Below are 20212 nucleotides of genomic sequence, written 5' to 3' on the forward strand. Positions count from 1 at the left end.
GAAGCGCTGCCATCCCTGCGGAAGACATGCGATGACCCGACGCTATTCCGCCCTGTCGCTGTTCAAGGAGGGCCTGGCGGGCCAGAGCGGCTGGAAGCAGGCCTGGCGCTCGCCCGAGCCGAAGCCATCTTACGACGCGATCGTCATCGGCGGCGGCGGCCATGGGCTGGCGACGGCCTACTATCTGGCGAAAAACCATGGCATCACCAGGGTGGCGGTGCTGGAAAAAGGCTGGATCGGCGGCGGCAACACCGGCCGCAACACCACCGTGGTGCGCTCCAACTATTATTACCCGGAAAGCGTCGAGCTCTATGGGCTGGCGCACCGGCTCTACGAAGGGCTGTCGAAAGATTTGAACTACAACGTCATGCTGTCGCAGCGCGGCATGGTCAATCTCTGCCACTCGACCGCCGAAATGGAGATCGGCGCGCGCACCGTCAATGCCATGCAAATCAACGGCATCGATGCCGAGTTGTTTTCGCCGGACGACGTGCGGCGTGTGGCGCCGATCTACAATTTTTCGCCTGACGCGCGCTTCCCGGTGTTTGGTGGCATCTGGCAGGGCCGCGCCGGCACGGCACGCCACGACGCGGTCGCCTGGGGCTATGCGCGGGCGTCGAGCCGGCTCGGCGTCGACATTATCCAGAACTGCGAGATCACCGATTTCATCATCGAGGGCGGCCGTTGCCGTGGCGTCCAGACGAGCCGTGGCGCCATCCGCGCGGACCGCATCGGCATGGCGGTGGCCGGACATTCCTCGGTGCTGGCGGCCAAGGCTGGTTTCCGGCTGCCGATCAACTCCTATGCGCTGCAGGCCTGCGTTTCCGAGCCGGTGAAGCCGATCCTCGACACGGTGGTGCTGTCGCCCGGCTGCGGCGTCTATGTCAGCCAGTCGGACAAGGGCGAGATCGTCATCGGCGGCGGGCTCGACCGCATCCCGTCCTATGCACAGCGCGGCAATCTGCCGACGCTGGAAACGGTGATCGCCGGCCTGCTGGAAATGTTCCCGATCTTCGGCCAGCTCAAGCTGATGCGGCAGTGGGCCGGCATTGTCGATGTCGTGCCGGATTCCTCACCGATCATCGGCCCATCGCCACTGCCCAATTTGTTCCTCAATTGCGGCTGGGGCACGGGCGGCTTCAAGGCCATTCCCGCCGGCGGCACGTTGCTGGCGAACCTGCTGGCCACCGGCAAACACAACGACATCAGCCGGCCTTTCGATTTGGATCGCTTCGCCAGTGGGCGGCTGATCGACGAAGCGGCCGGCTCCGGTATCGCGCATTAGAGGTTCCAATGCAGCTTTTTCCTTGCCCGTTCTGCGGCCCGCGCGACGAGACCGAATTCCACTATGGCGGCGATGCCGGCAACGCCAGACCGGACGGCGCCGATGTGCCGATCGAGCGCTGGGCCGGATATCTCTATCTGCGCGGCAATCCGCAGGGCACGGCGCGCGAAATCTGGGTGCACATGAACTGCGGCGAGTTCTTCGTCATGGAGCGTGACACCGTCACGCACAAGGTGCTGTCCTCGACCGCCCTTGGCGGGGAGCACGCGGCGTGACCGCCTCGCGTCTCACCGCTGGCGGCAGCGCCATCGACCGCTCACGGCCGATCCGCTTCAGTTTCGACGGAACGACCGTGGACGGCTTTGCCGGCGACACCATCGCTTCGGCGCTGCTGGCCAACGATGTCGCGATAGTCGGCCGCAGCTTCAAATACCACCGGCCGCGCGGCATATGGGGCGCGGGCGTCGAGGAGCCGAACGCGCTGGTCGATGTCGGCGGCCCCCAGGCGACGCCGAACACGCGCGCCACGACCGAGCCGGCACGCGACGGGCTGATGGCGAAAAGCGTCAATGCGACGCCCAATGCGCTGGCCGACCGCAACGCCTTCCTCAACCGCTTCTCGCGCTTCATTCCGGCGGCGTTCTACTACAAGACCTTCATGTGGCCGGACTGGCACATGTTCGAGCCACGCATCCGCGCCATGGCCGGGCTGGGCAAGGTCGATGCCGACTGGACCTCGCCGGGCACATCGGACCAGATCAACCACCATTGCGACGTACTGGTGATAGGCGCCGGCCCGACCGGGCTGGCGGCAGCAAAACTGGCTGCTAGCGCGGGTCTCTCCGTCACGCTGATCGATGACCAGCAGAAGCCGGGCGGATCGCTCGGCCACCGCGCCGGCGAGATCGACGGCAAGCCAGCGGCCGTCTGGATCGAGGAGACGGTTGCGGAGCTTAGCACGGGCGGTCACCTGATCCTGCCTTCGACCACCGCCTTCGGCATCTACGACCACAATCTGGTCGGGCTGAACCAGCGTCATTTCGATGGCCGGCGCGACACGCTGTGGCGGGTCAGGCCGCGCCAGATCGTGCTGGCGACCGGCGCCATCGAGCGGCCGCTGCCCTTCGCCAACAACGACCTGCCCGGCATCCTGTCGGCGGATGCGGCGCTCCTCTATCTCAGGCGCCATGCAGTGCTGGTCGGCCGCCGAGTCGTCGTCGCGACCAACAATGACAGCGCCTATGAGGTTGCTGGCGCGCTCACGGAGGCAGGTGCCGATGTCACGCTTGTCGATATCAGGCGCGATGGCATGCCCGCTACTCCGGCCAACATACGACTGGTCAAAGGGCGCGCGCTTGCTTCCGCCAGCGGCAGACTGCGCGTCGAGGGCGTGACGCTGGATGACGGCGCCAAGCTCGACGCCGATTGCGTGTTGGTCTCGGGCGGCTGGACGCCGACCATTCATCTCTTCGGCCAGGCCAAGGGCAAGCTTGCTTGGAGCGAGGCACGCGCCGCCTTCCTGCCGGGCGATCCGGTGGATGGCATTGCCGTGGCTGGCGCCGCCGCAGGCGCGGTTTCCTTGTCGGAGGTGTTCGCAGGTGCCGGCAACGCCGTTGCATCTTTGGGGCAAACGAAAGCGGCGATGCCGCGCAGCACCGGGCCGGAGGCGACAGGCGGCATAACGGCGGCGTGGCCGGTGCCCGGTTCGAAAGGGCGCATCTGGATTGACTACCAGAACGACGTGACGGTGAAGGACGTCGAGTTGGCGGCGCGCGAAAACTTCGTTTCGGTCGAACATCTCAAACGCTACACCACGCTCGGTATGGCGACCGATCAGGGCAAGACCTCCAACCTGCCCGGCCTGGCGCTGATGGCAGGAATTACCGGACGCACGGTGCCGGAGGTCGGCACCACCACATACCGCCCGCCCTTCACGCCGGTGCCGCTGGCGAGCTTTGCCGGCGCGCGCGTCGGCGAATTGATGGCGCCGGTGCGCCGGCTGCCGCTGGAGACTATCCACCGTGCCAGCGGCGCGGTCTTCCAGGAATATGGCGGCTGGCTACGGCCTGCCCACTATGGCGGTCACGGCGCCGATGCGGATCGCGCCATCCAGGACGAAGCGTTGCGCGCGCGCCAATCTGTCGCGCTGTTCGACGGTTCGACGCTCGGCAAGATCGAGGTGGTCGGGCCGAAGGCGGCCGAATTCGTCGATTTCCTCTACTACAACACCATGTCGACGCTGAAGCCGGGCCGTTGCCGCTACGGCTTCATGCTGTCGGAGAACGGCGTGGTCTTCGATGACGGTGTGCTGGTGCGGCTGGACGAGCATCGCTTCGTCGTCTCGTGCTCGTCCTCGCATGTTGCCGCGGTGCACGCCCGACTGGAGGAATGGCGCCAGGACCGTTTTGGTCGTGACGCCGTCTATATCCACAATGCCACAGCGGACATGGCCACGCTGACCGTCTCCGGGCCGAATGCCCGAAAACTGCTCGAAACAGTCGATCTCGGCCTCTCACTCGACGATGCCGACCTGCCGCATATGGCGATCGACCATGGCAGGTACGCCGGCGACGAAGTGCGCGTGACCCGCGTCAGCTTCACCGGCGACAGGAGCTATGAAATTTCGATCCGGGCTGACCGTGCCGAGCCACTATGGGCGCATCTGCGTCAGGCCGGCCAGGCGTTCGATGCCGTCATCATCGGCCTCGAAGCGCTGATGATCCTGCGCGCCGAAAAGGGCTTCATCGTCATCGGCAAGGACACGGACGGCACCACGCTGCCGCACGACCTCGGCAGTGAAGGGCCCCGCGCCAAACGCCAGACCGAATATGTCGGCCGCCGGTCGCTGTTCACCGAGGAGGCGTCGCGAAACAACCGCCTGCACCTTGTCGGGCTGACGGTGCCGCAAGGCGAAGCGCCGCTGCCAACTGGGGCGCATGGCATCCGGCGCAGCGATGGCAGGCTGCGCAGCCAGGGTTTTGTCACCTCGAGCTACCAGAGCCCGACGCTAGGCCGCCCTATCGCACTCGGCCTGATCGAGCGTGGTGCTTCGCGCCATGGCGAAACGATCGAGATCCAGCACCTCGGCAAGGTCAGCAAGGCGACAATTGCCACGCCTTGCGCCTTCGACCTGGCAGGAGACCGGCTGCATGCGTGATCTCGCGGAAAAATGGTCGGTTGCATCGGACTGGCGGGCTGCCAAGATCACGACATCAGGCCTTGCGGTGCGCACCGTCCCTGGCCTCAGCCAGATGTTGGTCAGTGGCGACCTCGCTGCCTGGTCGAAGACATCGGGCATGGGCGGCGACAGCGTGGGCGCTTTTGGCGTGGCGCAGGGCGACCGCTATGCCGCGAGACTGGCGCGAGACCGGCTGCTCATCGTGTCGAACACTCCGCTGACGATTGCTGCAGGCTGGCACGCGGAGGGTTTTGCGGTGACGGAGATCAGCGCCGGGCTACAGGTGTTCGAGGTCGAAAGCCCCGCGCTCGATGCTTTTATCGCACGTGGAACAACGCTTGATTCCAGACAGCCGAGCCCCAGTGCCGCACTTTCCTTCGCCGGCATCAGCGCCATCGTCTATCGCCACGAAAGCAAGCTGCGCATCCATGTCGACCGCGGCCTTGCAGCCTATCTCTGGACGTGGATGGAGCAGGCTGCCGGTCACATCGCGGCCGGTAGAGCAATTCCAGGAAAAGTGTGAACGGTTTTCCGTCCGGAATTGCGTTAAACAAAGAGTTTAGCCAGCACGCTCAGAGCGTGAACGACCAGAACAGGCAGGCGAGCGTCGCGGCGGCAAAGATCACGAAGAACAGGCTGCGCAACAGGACGTTGCGGCGCAGTTCGTTCATGACGAAGTGACAGCCGACGACCGCCACGGCAAACAGGAACCGCCAGTTCAGCAGCGCTGCCAAAACACCGCTCTGACCGAAGGCCCATCGGGCGACAAGACCGCCGACGATAGTGGCAAACAGCACGATCACGGTCCAGAAGATCGCGTCGGCGGCATGGGTGAGGACGATGCTGGCCGCGCGGATCGGCAGGATCATCATCAACAGCGCGCTGAAGAAAAAGACCGCCGCGAGCGGAATGAAGGTTCCGGCGTCGGCGATGCCGTCGAGCCGCCTGACGCCGATCGCGCCATAGGGATAGCCGTGCCTCGCCACAGCAAGGCTCAGCGCCATCAGCAAGGCGGTCAGCACCGCGACGAGTGCGAAGGTCGTGAGGGCTTTGCTCATGGTGTTCCTGTCTCGGACGAATCAGACAGGAACTTTGTAGCGGGCGGTCGTAAATTGCACGTAAGCGAGGGAGCTACCCCCCGAATTTCGATCGGCGAAATCCGCTGTTGGGCTGCTACTCGGCCGCGACCCTGCCTGCCGATCGGTTGGCCAGCACGAAGCCGACCTCGTCTACCGCCTGCGCCGCACGCTTCAGGATCGCTTCGGAGCGCAGCACGCCGTCGGTGAAATCCTTGTCGGTGGCGTAGACGGCGGTCGGCAGCGTGAAAGCCTCGAAGAAGCCGAACAGCGGCCGCAGCTGATGCTCGACGATCAGGGCGTGACGCTCGCCGCCGCCGGTCGCGGTCAAAAGGATGGGCTTGCCCCGCAGTGCTGCCGGATCGATCAGGTCAAAGAAGTGCTTGAACAGGCCGGTATAGCTGCCCTTGTAGGTTGGCGAGCCGACCACCAGCACATCCGCGGCGAGGATCTGGGCCAGGATCGGTTGCGCCTGGCTGTCGAGGTCGCGCGCCCACCTTGCCGTGCCGAGCGACGGGCCGACATCCTCGATGTCGTAGGTAACAGCCGACAGGCCATGGCTGGCGGCGATGTCCCTGGTGACGAGATCGACGAAGGCGCGCGTCTTTGACGGTCGGGTGATGTTGCCGGAAAAGCCGACGACTGTTGGATTTGACATGGTGACTGGGCTCTCTTTGGTCATGATGGTCGAAATCTTGAAGGGCGGGCCATCCGCCCACCGGTGGGAAATCAGCTCCAGGCGTGCAGCGGCGGGTTTTCGCCGTTGAGGAAGTATTTGCCGAGGATCGAGTACTTCCAGCGTACCGGATCGTGCAGCGTGTGGGTGCGGGCATTGCGCCAATGCCTGTCGAGATTGTGCTCGGCCAGAGTCGAGCGCGTGCCAGCCAGTTCGAACAGCTTGTTGGTCGCGGCGATGGCGATCTCGGTCGACAGGATTTTCGCCTCGGCGGTGACGATCTGCGCATGCGCCACCGTCTCCGCCGTCGGCTCGGCCACCGCTTTGTCGATTGCCAGGCCTGCCTTTTCGAGCAGCGCCTGCGCGGCGTGCAGGCGCAGCGTCAGGTCGCCGACCGCCTGGATGGTGTAGGGATCGTCCCAGGCATTGTCGACGCCGCTGTCGATCCAGGCGCGGCTCCTGGTCCTGACGAAGTTGACCGTTTCGTCGATGGCGGCCTGGGCAATGCCGGTGTCCACGGCCACCTGGATGATCTGGAAGATGGCGCCATCGGCGGTCGGCTTGTCATAGCCCTTGTAGCCGGGCACCAGATGCGTCTTCGGCACCTTGACGTTGTCGATGATGACGGTGCCGGACAAAGTCGTGCGCTGGCCGAAGCTCGACCAGTCGTCGATGACGGTCAGGCCCGGCGCGCCACGGTCGGCGATCGCATACCAGGCGCGGCCCTCGTCATCGAGCGCCACGATCGGCACCAGATGCGCGAGCAGCGCGCCGGACGAATAGAATTTGCGGCCATTGACGACGACATGGTCGCCGTCATCGGTGAAGCGGGTCTCGAAATCGGCGGCGCGCTTGGAACCGAACTCGGAAAAGGCATTGCCGAACCGCGTGCCTTTCAACGCTTCGGCGAACAGCAACTTCTGTTGTTCCGGGTCCGAAACGGTGCGGATCGCGGCAATGACGCCGAGATGGTTCTGGGCGATCTGGCCGATCGAGGAATCCGCGGCCGAAATGATCTCGATCACCTTGGCCAGCGTGACGTAGGACACTTCCGGCCCGCCGAATGCCTTGGACACATTGATCGACCACAGGCCGCTTTGCGAAAAGGCGTCGAGTTCGGCAACCGGCCAGATGCGCTCTCGATCGCGCCTGGAGGAATCCTTGACGAATTCGGCGGCGAGCGCATGGGCGACCGCGATCGCCTCGGCGTCGTCCTTGATGATGTGTGCCGGCGCCGACGGCCTTGCGACGGGCGGCACGGCGGCGGAGGCATGGTCTGTCTTGACGGTCGAGACGGTCATTTCACTGCTCCTTCGAATTTCGTTTCAGGCAACGGCGTGGAGATGGGCTGGTTTGGTAGCCGGCGATGGCTGTTGGCCGGTGGTCGATTGACCGAGATAGAAGGCGCGCACGTCCTCGCGCTGGCGAAGATCGGCAGCCGCGCCGGAGAGAACGGAGACGCCGTTTTCGAGCACCGTGGCGTGGTCGGCATAACGAAGCGCGACCGCCGAGTTCTGCTCAGCAACCAGGATCGACAGGCCGGTCTCGCGGTTGAGCTTTCTCAGCGTCTGGAAAATGTCCTGGACGACGAGCGGGGCAAGCCCCATCGACGGTTCGTCGAGGACCAGCAGGCGCGGCCGCGACATCAGCGCCCGGCCGATCGCCGTCATCTGCTGTTCGCCGCCGGAGGTCAGGCCGGACAATGTCCGGCGCTTTTCCCTGAGCCGAGGGAAATAGCCGTAGATCCGCTCAAGATCCGCGTTGATCTCGGCGCGGCGGCCGCTGCGACCGATGCCACCGGCGACCAGGTTCTCCTCGACGGTGAGGCTCTTGAAGCAGTGACGGCCTTCCAGCACCGGAACCAGGCCGGCGCGCACGAGATCGCCGGGCTTGCGGCGCGAGACATCCGAGCCATCATAGCGGATGGTGCCGGCGTTGACCTGACCGCGCTCGGCCGGCAGCAGGTTGGAGACGGCCTTCAGCGTGGTGGTTTTGCCAGCGCCATTGGCGCCGAGCAGCGCCAGGATCTCGCCGCGCCGGATCTCGAAGGAGACGCCATGCAGCGCCGTGATGGCGTGATTGTAGGTGGCATGGATCGTGTCCACCGCAAGGATGACGTCATTGTCCGACATGGGCTCTGCTTCCGCGGTTCGAGGAACCGTCAAGGGCTAGGCGCCACGGAAAGCTCTCCGTGGCGCCAGGCATTGGCTGATCAGTTGGTGGTCACGGCGTTGGCATCGTCGGCGGTGCGTAGCTTGATGCCCTTCTCGGCGGCATAGGCCTCTGCGGACTTCTCGATGATCGGCCGCAGCAGCGCCCAGTCCGGCGCGATCCAGTCGGACACGACGTTCCACTTCTTGCCGTCCCACTGCTGGAAGGTCACGTAGCCCTCGCCTTCGTGATTGTCCCAGCTGACGTTGATCGAGTGGAACAGGTCCTTGGCGCCGAGCGCCTCGACCTTGGCCGGATCAAGCTTCAGGTGCTCGAAGCCCCAGCGGACTTCGTCACCGGTCAGCGTGCGATGGCCGAACTTCTCCTGCGCGACGCGGATCGCCTCGACATTGAGGATGCCGTTGACGATGCCGAGATTGTGATAGACCGAGCCGATGCGCGACTTGTCTTCAAGGTTGCCCTTGCCGGCGCCATAGACGGTCTTCACGATCTCCTGCACCACCGGATAGGTGTTGCCCGAGGCCTGGGTGGTGATGGCGGTGTAACCCTTGGCGGCGTCGCCGGCCGGGATGACATCCTCTTCCGAATTCGACCAGACATTGCCGACGATGTGGTCGACAGGATAGCCGACCTTGACCGCCGTCTTCAGCGCCACCGGGTTCATCACGCCCCAGCCGCGCAGGACGACGAAGTCCGGCTTGGCGCGGCGGATGGCCAGCCACTGCGACTGCTGCTCGTTGCCGGGATGCGGCACCTCGATCTGCTGCACGGTGAAGCCGTATTTCTGCGCCAGCAATTCATAGATCGGGATGGTCTCCTTGCCATAGGGCGAGCCGTGATAGAGCACGACGATCTTCTTGCCCTTGAGCTTGTCGATGCCGCCTTCCTTGGCGGCGATGTAGTTCACGATGCCCGATGTCTCGCTGTAGGGGTTGAGCAGCAGCGGGAAGACGTACGGGAAGACGCGTCCGTCAGTGGAATCGGTGCGGCCGTGGTTGACGGTGATCAGCGGCACCTTGTCGGCGGTGATGCGGTCGATCATCGCATAGGCGATGCCGACCGAGAGCGGGTTCCAGGCGGCGGCGCCGGCATGGCTCTTCTGGCGCTCGTAGCATTCGACGCCACGCTCGACCTCGTACTGGGTCTCGCACTCGTCCCAGGTCAACTTGACGCCGTTGACGCCGCCGTCACGGATGTTGATGAGGTTGAGATAGTCGATGAAGCCGCCGAAGAAGCCGGTGCCGCCGGCCGCATAGGGGCCGACGCGGTAGCTCTGCAGCGGGAAATATTGTTCGTCGGCGTGGGCGGCGGGCAAGGCCACCGACACGATCATCGCCGCGGACAGCGCCGCCGCCTTGATGGTGCTGAGGAAGGTCATTGTCAGGGTACTCCCGGTATGGGCCGTCTTGGTTCGGCCTCTGGTTCATTTTCAAATGCGAGTGCGGGGCTCAGGTCGACTGCCAGGCGAACAGGAGCCGTCTTCGGACCCTGTCCCACAGGGCAACCAGCCCGTCGGGTTCAAGGATCAGAAACAGGATGATGAGGGCGCCGAGCACGATGCGCTGGCTCATATCGAGCACGCCCGAGTCGAAGACATCGCCGAGCAGGAAGCCGCCGAGGCGAGACAGCGCGAGCGGAAACACAACGATCAAGGCGGCGCCGAAGAAGGCGCCACGGATCGAGGCCAGGCCGCCGATGATGATGATGAACAGGATCTGGAAGGACCGGTCTAGATCGAAGCCGGCCGGCTCGACGGTCCGCAGATAGGCGAAGGCCCAGATGACGCCGGCGACGCCGATGATGAAGGACGAGATGGCGAAGGCCAGCAGCTTGGTCTTCAGCACCGGAATGCCGATGATGCGGGCGGCGGTTTCATTGTCACGAATGGCGATGAAGTTGCGCCCGGTCTGCGATGAGACCAGCCGATAGGCGAGGAAGGTGAGGACGCTGACGACGGTCAGCGCGAAGAGATATCGGCCGACGGCGCCATCGAAAGCGAAGCCAGCTATCGAGAGTTTTGGCGCGTCGATAACGCCGGACGCCGAGTCGTTGGAGAACCAGCTGAATTTGGTCAGCGCCCATTGCACGAAGAACTGCGCGGCAAGCGTCGACACCGCGAGATAAAAACCCTTCAGCCGCAGGCTGGGCAGGCCGAAGACGATGCCGATCGCGGCGGCGACGATGCCCGCCAGAAAGATGCTGCCGATCAGCGGCAAGCCTTCAACGCGCAGGTTGAAGTTGTACGCGGCGAAGGCGCCTGCCGCCATGAAGGCGGCGCTGCCCAGAGAAACCTGGCCTGCATAGCCGGTCAAGATGTTCAAGCCCACGCCGGCAAGGCTGAGCGCCAGGAACGGCAGCAGGATGGCCTCGAACAGATAGCTCGAGCCGATCAGCGGCACGACGCCATAGGCAAAGGCGAGCAGCAGCACGGGCACGATCCATTTCGGCAGGGCCGGCGCGGAGGAGAAATCGCTTGTGATCGCGGCCATGGCTCAGACCCTTTCCACGAGCTTCTGGCCGAACAGGCCGGAGGGACGGATCAAGAGGAAGACGAGGGCTACGACATAGGCGAACCAGCTCTCGATGCCGCCGCCGAAATAGTCGCCGATATAGACCTCTGCGAGCTTCTCGCTGGCGCCGATCAAGAGCCCGCCGACAATGGCGCCAAGGATGGAATCGAAGCCGCCAAGCACCAGTACCGGCAGCGCCTTGAGCACCACCAGCGACAGCGAGAACTGCACGCCGAGGCGCGCGCCCCAGAGCAGCCCGGCGACAAGGGCGACGAGCCCGGCGGCGGCCCAGACGGTACCCCAGATCAGCGGCAGCCTGAGGCCAACCGCGAGTGCGGCGAACTGATCGTCGGCAACGGCGCGGAAGGAGAGGCCGATGCGGGTGTAGCGGAAGAACAGCGACAGCAGCAGAACCATGCCGGCGGCGACCACCGCGGCGAAAATGTCGAACTGGCTGATCAGCACGCCGCCGACTTCGAGCGGCACGTCCTCGATGCCGAGGTCGAGGCCATGGACCTGTGTGCCCCAGATCAGCTGGGCGGCGCCCTCGATGATGTAGGACAGGCCGAGCGTCGCCATGAACAAAGTGATCGGCGGCTTGTTGGTGAGCGGCCTGAGCACCGTGCGCTCGATGGCGACACCCATCGCCACCATGATGGCGAAGGTGATGACCAGCGCCAGCGCGAACGGGATGCCCCGCTCGACAAGGCTGACGAAGGTGAGCGCGGCGAACAGCAGCATCGCGCCCTGCGCGAAATTGAGCACGCCGGAGGTCTTGTAGATCAGCACGAAGCCGATCGCGACCAGCGAGTACATGACGCCGGAGAGCAGACCGCCGACGAGCACTTCGATGAAGAACTGGTAGTCGAAATCGGCGATCATATGCCTGCCCCGTCCTCGTTGTCGGAGGCGACGCCGAGATAGGCATCGATGACGCGCTGGTCGTTGCGGACTTCGTCTGGTGTGGCGTCGGCGATCTTGCGGCCATAGTCGAGAACGGCGATGCGGTCGGACAGGCCCATGACGACGCCGACATCGTGCTCGATCAAAACGACGGTGGTGGCGAAACGGTCGCGAGCGGCACGCACGAAGTCAGCCATCTCGCTTTTCTCGCCGGCGGTCATGCCGGCCATCGGTTCATCGAGCAGAAGCAGGCGCGGTTGCGCGACGAGCGCGCGAGCCAATTCGACGCGCTTTTGCAGTCCATAGGGCAGCGTGCCGACAAGACGATCGCGAACGGCGGTGAGATCGAGGAATTCGAGTGTCTGATCGGCGCGGCTCAGCGAGTCGCGCTGCTCGCCGCGAGAGCGGCCGATGCCGAGGATCTGGCCGGCGAAATTGGAGCGGACCTTGTAGGCGAGGCCCGACGCGACATTGTCGAGGACGCTGAGGCCCTTGAACAGAGCAAGGTTCTGAAAGGTCCTGGCAACGCCGAGATGCGCCAGCCGCTGCGTCGGCACCTGGGCATAGCTGATGCCGTCGAGTTGGACATGGCCCCGATCCGGCCGGTAGACGCCGCTGATGACGTTGATCAGCGAACTCTTGCCGGCGCCGTTCGGGCCGATGATGGCGCGGATTTCGCCAGGGTTCACCGACAGGTCGATATCGGCCAGTGCGACGACGCCGCCAAACGACAGGCCGATAGCTTGCAGCGCGAGCAGCGGAGCAGCGGCGGCCGTGACCGCCCCCGTGGGCTCGGCCTGGCCTTCGGACGACTGCGCTGGACGGACTGCCGACGGCAGGCCGCGCGCGAAGATTTCCGGCGCGTAGACCGAAGCCTCCATCATTCCAAGGGCATAACTGGCCAACGGCATTCCAATCGTCCTCGATTGCCTCAGCAGGCGCACAAATCCTCGTTGACGCTCGATGGATCGAGCGCCTGGAACCTTCATCGGTTGCAGGCCGGACTGCCCGGCCTGCCTTTTTTTTGGAAATGGCTATTCCGCTGCCAGTGACGCCGCCTGCTCGGCGTCTTCCAGCTCGCGAACGAGCGGGATGACGTGCTTGCCGAAATATTCGACCTCTTCCTGGAAATGCAGGAAGCCGAGCAGGATGAGATCGGCGCCGGCACGCTTCAGGTCGACGATGCGCTCGGCGACCTGCCTCGGCGTGCCGATCAGGTTGGAGCGGAAGCCGTCATTGTACTGGACCAGATCCTCGAAGGAGGATTTCGCCCAGTTGCCCTCGCCTTCGGGCGAAGCCTTGCCGGCGTTCTTGACTTCGTGGCCGAAAGCGTTGACGGCCTCGGGGTTGGCCTTGCCGATGATTTCGGCAAGCACCGCCTTGGCCTCTTCCTCGGTCTCGCGGACGATGGCGAAGGCGTTGACGCCGACCTTGACCGAATGGCGGTTGGCCTTGGCTTTGGACTTGAGGTCGTCGACCTGCTTGGCGATCTCGGCCGGCGTGTTGCCGTTGGTGAAGTACCAGTCCGAAACGCGCGAGGCCATGTCGCGTGCGGCGCGCGAGGAACCGCCCTGGAAGATTTCGGGCAGCTGCGGCGGTTTCGGCTTCAAAGAGTACTCGTTGAAGCGGTAGAAATCGCCGCGGAAGGTGAAGCTGTCTTCCGTCCAGATTCCGCGCAGCGCACGGATGAATTCCTCCGAGCGGCGGTAGCGCTCGTCATGGTCGAGCCAGTGCTCGCCGATGGCGTGGAACTCGCCACGGAACCAGCCGGAGACGAGGTTGATGGCGACGCGGCCATTGGTCAGATAGCTGATGGTGGCGAGCTGCTTGGCCGCCAGCGCCGGATTCCACGGGCCGGGCAGGATCGCGGCGATCACCTTGAGCGTCGTGGTGGCCGCCAGCAGATCATGGCTGAAGGCCACCGATTCATGCTGCTCGTCGGCGCCGTAGCCGGCGGTGAAACGGATCTGGCTCAGCGCGTAGTCGAAGCCGGCCTTCTCGGCGATCTGCGCCAGCTTGCGATTGTACTCGGCCGAATGGTTGGTGCGCTGCTCGATGCCGGAAATCACCAGGCCGCCCGAAACATTCGGCACCCAGTAGGCGAACTTGACCGCGTCGGTTTCTGCGTGTGCCATGAATTGTCTCCCATTCAGGCCGTGTCGTTGATCGGTCCGGCGTGGCCGGATTTCGCCAACATTTATTATGTCTACTGATTATATATACAAAGTAGGATTTTCCGTTTTTAGCACCCTCTTGGGTCGGAAATACCAATTTTGGCCGGCCAAGCCGGCTTTCGCTTGTCAGCCCGCGACCGCAACGTCTCCGGCATCGGCGCCAACCACCTCGGCGGACGGGAGCTTGTCGACCAGCCTTGCGATCTCGGCCGCGACAGTTTGGGCATGACGAGCAACCTCCGGCAGGCCCATGAGTTCGCCAAAGGTGCCTCGCCCCAGCGGCCCGGCGACGAAAAGCCCGGCGACCGACCTGTCGTCGCGGCCGATGGCACGGCTATCCAGACTGGTCGCGATGCCGAGCCCGTAGGCGTCGACCTTGATCAGCCCGGCTTCAGCCAGGGAACGCAGCGCCGGATTGAGCTGGAGGGCTTGCCCGTGAGCCGGCCCTGTCGTGTTGATGACGGCATCGAAGCGGGCTGTCTCGATCCGTGTCTGGCCGCGCCGCTGAAAGCTGACCGCGAGGCTCTCGCCCTCATCATTCGACGCGACAAGCCTCGCGGCGATGGTGTCGAACGTTCCGGCGCTCTGGCGGCGTTCGAGCACGGCAGCAATTTGCGGTGCGATCCTGAAGCGATGCACATCCCAGAACACGCGCAGCTGGCGGACCAGCCTTGCCCGTTCTGATGGAGCGAGCGCAGCCCACAACACCGGACCCTGCAGGCGCAACTGGTCGAAGACGGACTGCCAGTTGACGTTGGCCTCGCGCGCCGCGGCGAGCGTGCCACGGATGGTCTTCAGCAGGCCAAGCGCCGATCTGGCAGGCGATGATGCAAAGTCGCCGAAGGGCTCGCCTCTGACATCGGGATGACCGCGCGAGCGCAGCCCGCGGCGCGACAGCGCCAGGATGCGGCCGCGATGGCCACGGCGATCAAGCTCGGAGACCATGTCGGCCGAAGTCAGCCCGGAGCCGACGATCAGCACCGAGGCGTCCGGCCCGATACCGGCAAGTGCCGATGCGGCGTAGGGATCGGCGATGAAGCTCGGCGCTTCGGCCAGGGAGGCAAGCGCTGTCGGGATTGCGGGCGCAGGATGCGTTGCGGCGAGGACGACGATGTCGGCGGCGACGGGTCTGGCCGACGTCTGCACGGTCCAGCCGGCGCCATTGGCTTCGCGTATCACCCGCGTGGCCTGGCCTTCGACGTGGCGGACAGCCCCCGAGTCGAGATGGGGCGCGAGTTGCTCGGCGACGTAGCGGCCGAACACGCGCCGGCGCGGATAGGCGTCGCCATTCTTCCAGAGCGCATCCGGGTCGCGTTCGAATTCACCGCTGCCGGCCAACCAGCGCGCAAAATGCTGCGGGTCGTCGGGAGCCATGCTCATTCTGACAGCCGGGACATTGACCCGGTGCGATGGTTCCTCGCTGGAATAGGCCAGCCCGCCGCCGAGCGCCGGGCGCGGCTCTATCACGGAAACCGACAGGCGCTCCGGCCGATGCGCCTGCGCCAGGTGCCAGGCTAGGGCAGCGCCGGAAAAGCCGCCGCCGATGATGGCGACGCGCAAGCGGCGGGCCGGAGGCAGCGCGTTCACGAGGCGCTGGCGAGCGACTTCGGCCGGTGGTCGCCGGCGATGGTCTCGCCGAACGGTCCGGTGTTGACCGACGCGCCGGCGGCCTTGACCGGATGATCGGTCGGCAATTTCGGCAGCACGAGTTCGCCGAAACGATAGGCTTCTTCCAGATGCGGGTAGCCGGACAGGATGAAGGTGTCGATGCCGAGGCGGCGGTATTCGTCGATGCGCTCCGCGACCGTGTCGGGATCGCCGACGAGGGCCGTGCCAGCGCCGCCGCGCACCAGGCCGACGCCGGCCCAGAGATTGGGTGCGATCTCGAGCTTGTCGCGGCTGCCGCCATGCAGCGCGCTCATGCGCGCCTGGCCAACCGAGTCCATGCGGGCAAAGACTTTCTGGGCCGAGGCGATCGTCGCGTCGTCGAGCCGGCTGATCAGACTGTCGGCCGCGGCCCAGGCCTGTTCGGTGGTTTCGCGCGCGATGACATGCAGGCGAATGCCGAAAGAGAGTTTGCGGCCGGCTTTCTCGGCCAGTTCACGCACGGCGTCCAGCTTGCGCTCGACATCGGCGGGCGGTTCGCCCCAGGTCAGGTATTTGTCGATCTCCTGCGCCGCCACGACCGATCCGGCATCGGACGAGCCACCGAAATAGAGCGGCGGATAGGGCGTCTGCACCGGCGGGAACAGCAGCCTGCCGTCCTCGATGTGGAAATGCTTGCCCTGGTGCTCGACCGTCTCGCCGCTCAGCACGCGCTTGTAGATCTGCAGGAATTCCTGCGTCACCTCGTAGCGCTCGGCATGCGAGAGGAAGATGCCGTCGCCCTTGTTCTCCAAGGGATCGCCGCCGGTGACGACATTGATCAGCAGGCGGCCATTGGAGATGCGGTCGAGCGTCGCTGTCATGCGCGCGGCGAGCGTCGGCGACTGCAGGCCGGGCCGGACGGCGACGAGGAAACGCAGCCGTTCGGTGAGCGGCGCCAGCGCCGAGGCGATCACCCAGGAATCCTCGCAGGCCCGGCCGGTCGGCAACAACACGCCGTAATAGCCCAGCGTGTCGGCGGCCTTTGCCACCTGCGTCAGATAGGGCAGGTCGACGGCCCTGCCGCCTTCGGTGGTGCCGAGATAGCGGCTGTCGCCATGCGTCGGCAGGAACCAGAGAACCTTGATGCGCTCGGGAATGTCCTTGGTCATGGCCGGCCTCCCGCCACGCGGCGGCGGCCTGACAGGGTTGAAAGCGGGCACAAAGTGGCGGGCATAGCGGAGTCCTGTCCGGGAAAACCAGATCGCCAGTGCACTTTGCTTATTCTATAAACTCTGTAGAGTTAGTTTATTCCAAATCCACCGCTGAAATTGGAAATTCTCTCCGCCCTCTTGAACCGATGCGGGTCGCGGTCAACTCCTGAAAAGATCGGGCCGTTCGACGCTCAGCCGCCGGACGGTGCGCAGCACTTCCTGCAGATGGGTGGCCATATGCGCGCCAGCCTCGTCGGACAGGCCCTGTTCGACGGCATCGAGAATGGCGGTGTGCTGCGCCAGAAGTGTTTCAAGGTGGCCCTGCTCCGGCAGGCTGAGATAGCGTACGCGATCCATCTGCAGCTTGACCACCTGGATGACGCGCCAGCTCTTCGGCAAACCGGCCGCCTCGCAGAAATTGCGATGAAACGCCTCATCAAGCTCCAGGAACAGCTCCCGGTCCTTTGCGGCCACCGCCAGTTTCTGGCGGGCGAGGTTTGCCCGTCCGGTCTCGAGGAAACCGGGCGAAGGCTTGTTCGCCAGGCGAGATACGACGGAGACCTCGAGGGCTTCACGGATGAACTGCGCTTCTTCCACGTCCTCGAGCCGGATCGGGGCGACGAAGCTTCCGCGCTGCGGCAGGATGTCGATCAAGCCCTCGTCGGCAAGACGGATCAAGGCTTCCCGGACCGGCGTGCGGCTGACGCCAAGCTGTTGGGCGAGGTCCTTTTCGCTCAGCCCCTCCGACGGCAATATCGTAAGCGTAGTGATGGCGCGCCGCAGCAATTCGTAGATCTGCGGCGAGATCGGCAGCCGGTTGTTGACGGAGCCGAGAAGCTTCGCCGGTTCACGCAGCTCAGCACCGCGGGACTTCGCTTCGGTGTTCAAGAGCCTCGGCCTCTCCCAGGGATTCGTTTCGTTGTAACGCCTAGCACGCATGCACGCAAATGCAATTGACATGGTACCATACCAGTTGTAGATCGACTGTCGGCGCCGATGATCGCGCGCCGGTTTCGTGCTTCGGGAGGCTGCGCGGTGAAGATAACGGATATCCGCGCCACCACGGTGACGGTGCCGCTGCAGGCGCCGCTCAGGCACAGCAACGGCGCCCATTGGGGGCGATTCGTCAGGACGGTCGTCGAAGTGGAGACCGACGAGGGGATCGTCGGCCTTGGCGAAATGGGTGGCGGCGGCGAAAGTGCCGCGCTCGCCTTCGCCGGGCTGAAGGCCTATCTGGTCGGCCACGACCCCTTCGACCTCAACCGCATGCGGTATGCGATCTGCAATCCGACGGCGTCGCTCTACAACAACCGCACCCAGCTCCATGCCGCGCTGGAATTCGCCTGTCTCGACATTATCGGCAAGAAACTCAATGTGCCGGTCTACCAGCTGCTCGGCGGCAAGGTCCGCGACGAGGTCGGCTTCGCGAGTTATCTGTTCTTCCGCTATGCCGATGCGTGGACGCGCCAGGGTGAAGTCCGCACCATCGACCAGCTGGTCGCGCATGCCAGGGCACTGAAAGCCGAGCACGGCTTCACCGCCCATAAGCTGAAAGCCGGCGTGTTCCATCCCGACTACGAGCTCGAATGCTACCGCGCGCTGGCGGCCGCCTTTCCCGACGATACGCTGCGCTACGATCCCAATGCCGCGCTGTCGGTAGAACAGGCGCTGCGTTTCGGACAGGCCATCTCGGATCTGCGCAACGACTATTTCGAGGACCCGACCTGGGGATTTGCGGGGATGCGCCGGCTGCGGGAAAAGCTCGCCATGCCGCTCGCTACCAACACCATCGTCATCGACTTCGAGCAACTGGCGACAAATGTGCGCGATCCGGCCGTCGACGTCATCCTGCTCGACACCACTTTCTGGGGCGGCATCCGGGCCTGCGTGAAGGCGGCGCAGATCTGCGACACGTTCGGGCTGGGCGTTGCGGTGCATTCTTCCGGCGAGCTCGGCATCCAGCTCGCCACCATGCTGCATCTGGGCGCCGTGCTGCCCAACCTGACCTTCACCGCGGACGCGCATTACCACCATCTTGTCGACGACGTCATCGTCGGCGGCAAGATGCGCTACGCCAAGGGCTGCATCGCCGTGCCGGATGGCCCCGGGCTCGGGGTGACGCTCGACCGTGACAAATTGCAGACCTATGCCGAGCTCTACCGCTCGCTCGGCGGCTACCCCTATGACCGGGATCCCGGCCGGCCGGGCTGGTATCCGCTGCTGCCCAATTCGGATTTCGCCGACCACTCTGTCAGCATCGTGCCGGAGACCGGCGGGAAATGAGCCTTATGCGTGCATGAACCGTGCGGTGGAGTGACCGCGGGACAGTCAACCGGAGGAGACGGAAATGACACTGAAAAATCGAGCTGGAAAAACAATGCTGGGCGCCATGCTCGCCACGTCGGCGATGCTAGCTTGCACCGGCGCCTGGGCGCAGGACGGCATCGCCAAGGGGGACACAAGCGGCAAGAAGATCGCGTTCAGCAATTCCTATGCCGGAAATTCCTTTCGGCAGGTGATGATCAAGAGCTTCGAGACCATGGGCGCGCAAGCCGTCAAGGACGGATTGGTCGCAGGCGTCACGGCGGTCAGCTCGAACAATTCGGTCACCGAACAGGCAGCCCAGATCCAGAACCTGATCCTGCAGGGCTACAACGCCATCATCGTGCTGGCCGGCTCCGACACGGCGCTCAACGGTGCGGTGAAGGATGCCTGCAACGCCGGCATCGTCGTCGTCGCCTTCGCCAGCGGCGTCACCGAGCCTTGCGCCTACCGGGTCGACTATGATCTCGATTCCTACGCCAAGGCGGAACTCGACTACATCCAGAGCAAGCTCGGCGACAAGCCGGCAAACGTCTTCGAGATCCGTGGCATGGCCGGCGACGGCTTCGATAAGCGGCTTCACGAAGGCGTCGAAAAAGCGATGAAGGCGCATCCGAGCTACAAGGCCGTCGGCGAGGTCTATGGCCAGTGGACGGCCACGGTTGCGCAGAAGGAAGTGTCGGGCGTGCTGCCGTCGCTGCCGCAGATCGACGCGGTGCTGACCCAGGGCGGCGACGGCTACGGCGCCGCCATGGCCTTCAAGGATGCCGGCCGCAAGCTGCCGATCATCATCATGGGCAATCGCGAGGACGAACTTGGGCTCTGGAAGCAGGAGCACGACGCCAATGGCTACGAGACCTTCTCGCTCGGCGCCACGCCCAGCGTATCGCAAGTGGCCTTCTGGGTGGCGCAGCAGATCCTGGCCGGCAAGGAGGTGCCGAAATTCGTCGAGGTGCCGCTTCTGCAGATCAACCAGCCCGACCTCGGCGCATGGCTGGCCACCGTGCCGAAAGGCGGCGTGGTGAATGCCGAGTATCCGCAGGGCCTGGTGGCGGATATCATCGACGCCAATGTGAACAAGAAGCCGCTGCCGGGCGTTCCCGCCCCCAAATGAGAGC

The 20212-nt window shown here is 64.7% G+C and carries 18 protein-coding genes; 6 read left to right on the plus strand and 12 right to left on the minus strand.

The genetic code is table 11. The features are described 5' to 3' along the window. The first annotated feature begins 31 nt into the window (after positions 1-31). The 4 genes from AC56QX_RS02890 to AC56QX_RS02905 are packed head-to-tail and all read left to right on the plus strand — an operon-like array spanning position 32 to position 4986. Positions 32-1285: a sarcosine oxidase subunit beta gene (locus AC56QX_RS02890; RefSeq protein ID WP_497113624.1), complete on the plus strand. Its 1254-nt coding sequence runs from the start codon at positions 32-34 to the stop codon at positions 1283-1285. Between the two features lie 8 nt (positions 1286-1293). Further along, positions 1294-1560 carry a sarcosine oxidase subunit delta gene (locus tag AC56QX_RS02895; RefSeq protein WP_497113625.1) on the plus strand — a complete coding sequence of 89 codons (267 nt, stop codon included), beginning with the start codon at positions 1294-1296 and terminating at the stop codon, positions 1558-1560. Continuing rightward, on the plus strand, positions 1557-4442 hold the full coding sequence (locus AC56QX_RS02900; RefSeq protein ID WP_497113626.1) for a sarcosine oxidase subunit alpha family protein: 2886 nt from the start codon (positions 1557-1559) through the stop codon (positions 4440-4442). The genes AC56QX_RS02895 and AC56QX_RS02900 overlap by 4 nt, the downstream gene beginning before the upstream one ends. After that, positions 4435-4986 carry a hypothetical protein gene (locus AC56QX_RS02905; RefSeq protein WP_497113627.1) on the plus strand — a complete coding sequence of 184 codons (552 nt, stop codon included), beginning with the start codon at positions 4435-4437 and terminating at the stop codon, positions 4984-4986. The genes AC56QX_RS02900 and AC56QX_RS02905 overlap by 8 nt, the downstream gene beginning before the upstream one ends. 49 nt (positions 4987-5035) lie before the next feature. On the opposite strand, the gene AC56QX_RS02910 is transcribed toward AC56QX_RS02905, so the two are convergent. The 12 genes from AC56QX_RS02910 to AC56QX_RS02965 all read right to left on the minus strand — a co-directional run bounded on the left by AC56QX_RS02910 (position 5036) and on the right by AC56QX_RS02965 (position 17660). Continuing rightward, a complete protein-coding gene (locus AC56QX_RS02910) occupies positions 5036-5521 on the minus strand; it encodes a hypothetical protein (protein ID WP_497113628.1) in 486 nt (161 codons plus the stop codon). Positions 5522-5636: 115 nt separating this feature from the next. Further along, complete coding sequence (msuE, locus tag AC56QX_RS02915; protein WP_497113629.1) at positions 5637-6197, minus strand: FMN reductase; 561 nt, start codon at positions 6195-6197, stop codon at positions 5637-5639. Positions 6198-6268: 71 nt separating this feature from the next. Next, positions 6269-7516 (minus strand): SfnB family sulfur acquisition oxidoreductase, encoded by a 1248-nt coding sequence (locus AC56QX_RS02920; protein ID WP_497113630.1) that lies wholly within the window; start codon positions 7514-7516, stop codon positions 6269-6271. Between the two features lie 24 nt (positions 7517-7540). Then, the gene (locus AC56QX_RS02925; protein ID WP_497113631.1) at positions 7541-8347 is read right to left on the minus strand and encodes an ABC transporter ATP-binding protein; all 807 of its coding nucleotides are present in this window, start codon (positions 8345-8347) and stop codon (positions 7541-7543) included. 80 nt (positions 8348-8427) lie between these two features. After that, complete coding sequence (locus tag AC56QX_RS02930; protein ID WP_497113632.1) at positions 8428-9765, minus strand: ABC transporter substrate-binding protein; 1338 nt, start codon at positions 9763-9765, stop codon at positions 8428-8430. A gap of 70 nt (positions 9766-9835) precedes the next feature. Continuing rightward, a complete protein-coding gene (locus AC56QX_RS02935) occupies positions 9836-10876 on the minus strand; it encodes a branched-chain amino acid ABC transporter permease (RefSeq protein WP_497113633.1) in 1041 nt (346 codons plus the stop codon). Between the two features lie 3 nt (positions 10877-10879). Then, positions 10880-11779, minus strand: a complete 900-nt coding sequence (locus AC56QX_RS02940; protein ID WP_497113634.1) for a branched-chain amino acid ABC transporter permease — start codon at positions 11777-11779, stop codon at positions 10880-10882. Further along, the gene (locus AC56QX_RS02945; protein WP_497113635.1) at positions 11776-12711 is read right to left on the minus strand and encodes an ABC transporter ATP-binding protein; all 936 of its coding nucleotides are present in this window, start codon (positions 12709-12711) and stop codon (positions 11776-11778) included. The genes AC56QX_RS02940 and AC56QX_RS02945 overlap by 4 nt, the downstream gene beginning before the upstream one ends. A 123-nt stretch (positions 12712-12834) precedes the next feature. Then, positions 12835-13935 (minus strand): dimethylsulfone monooxygenase SfnG, encoded by a 1101-nt coding sequence (gene sfnG, locus AC56QX_RS02950; RefSeq protein WP_497113636.1) that lies wholly within the window; start codon positions 13933-13935, stop codon positions 12835-12837. A gap of 165 nt (positions 13936-14100) precedes the next feature. After that, positions 14101-15561 (minus strand): FAD/NAD(P)-binding protein, encoded by a 1461-nt coding sequence (locus AC56QX_RS02955; protein ID WP_497113637.1) that lies wholly within the window; start codon positions 15559-15561, stop codon positions 14101-14103. Further along, complete coding sequence (gene ssuD / locus AC56QX_RS02960) at positions 15558-16730, minus strand: FMNH2-dependent alkanesulfonate monooxygenase (RefSeq protein WP_497113638.1); 1173 nt, start codon at positions 16728-16730, stop codon at positions 15558-15560. The genes AC56QX_RS02955 and ssuD overlap by 4 nt, the downstream gene beginning before the upstream one ends. A gap of 201 nt (positions 16731-16931) precedes the next feature. Beyond that, positions 16932-17660, minus strand: coding sequence for a GntR family transcriptional regulator (locus tag AC56QX_RS02965; RefSeq protein ID WP_497113639.1), 729 nt, complete (start codon positions 17658-17660; stop codon positions 16932-16934). A 147-nt stretch (positions 17661-17807) separates the two neighbouring features. On the opposite strand from AC56QX_RS02965, the gene AC56QX_RS02970 reads away from it, so the two are divergent. After that, on the plus strand, positions 17808-19055 hold the full coding sequence (locus tag AC56QX_RS02970; RefSeq protein WP_497113640.1) for an enolase C-terminal domain-like protein: 1248 nt from the start codon (positions 17808-17810) through the stop codon (positions 19053-19055). A 64-nt stretch (positions 19056-19119) separates the two neighbouring features. Continuing rightward, positions 19120-20208: an ABC transporter substrate-binding protein gene (locus AC56QX_RS02975; RefSeq protein ID WP_497113641.1), complete on the plus strand. Its 1089-nt coding sequence runs from the start codon at positions 19120-19122 to the stop codon at positions 20206-20208. Positions 20209-20212: the final 4 nt, after the last annotated feature.

The sequence above is a fragment of the Mesorhizobium sp. RCAM 06353 genome (assembly GCF_059683585.1).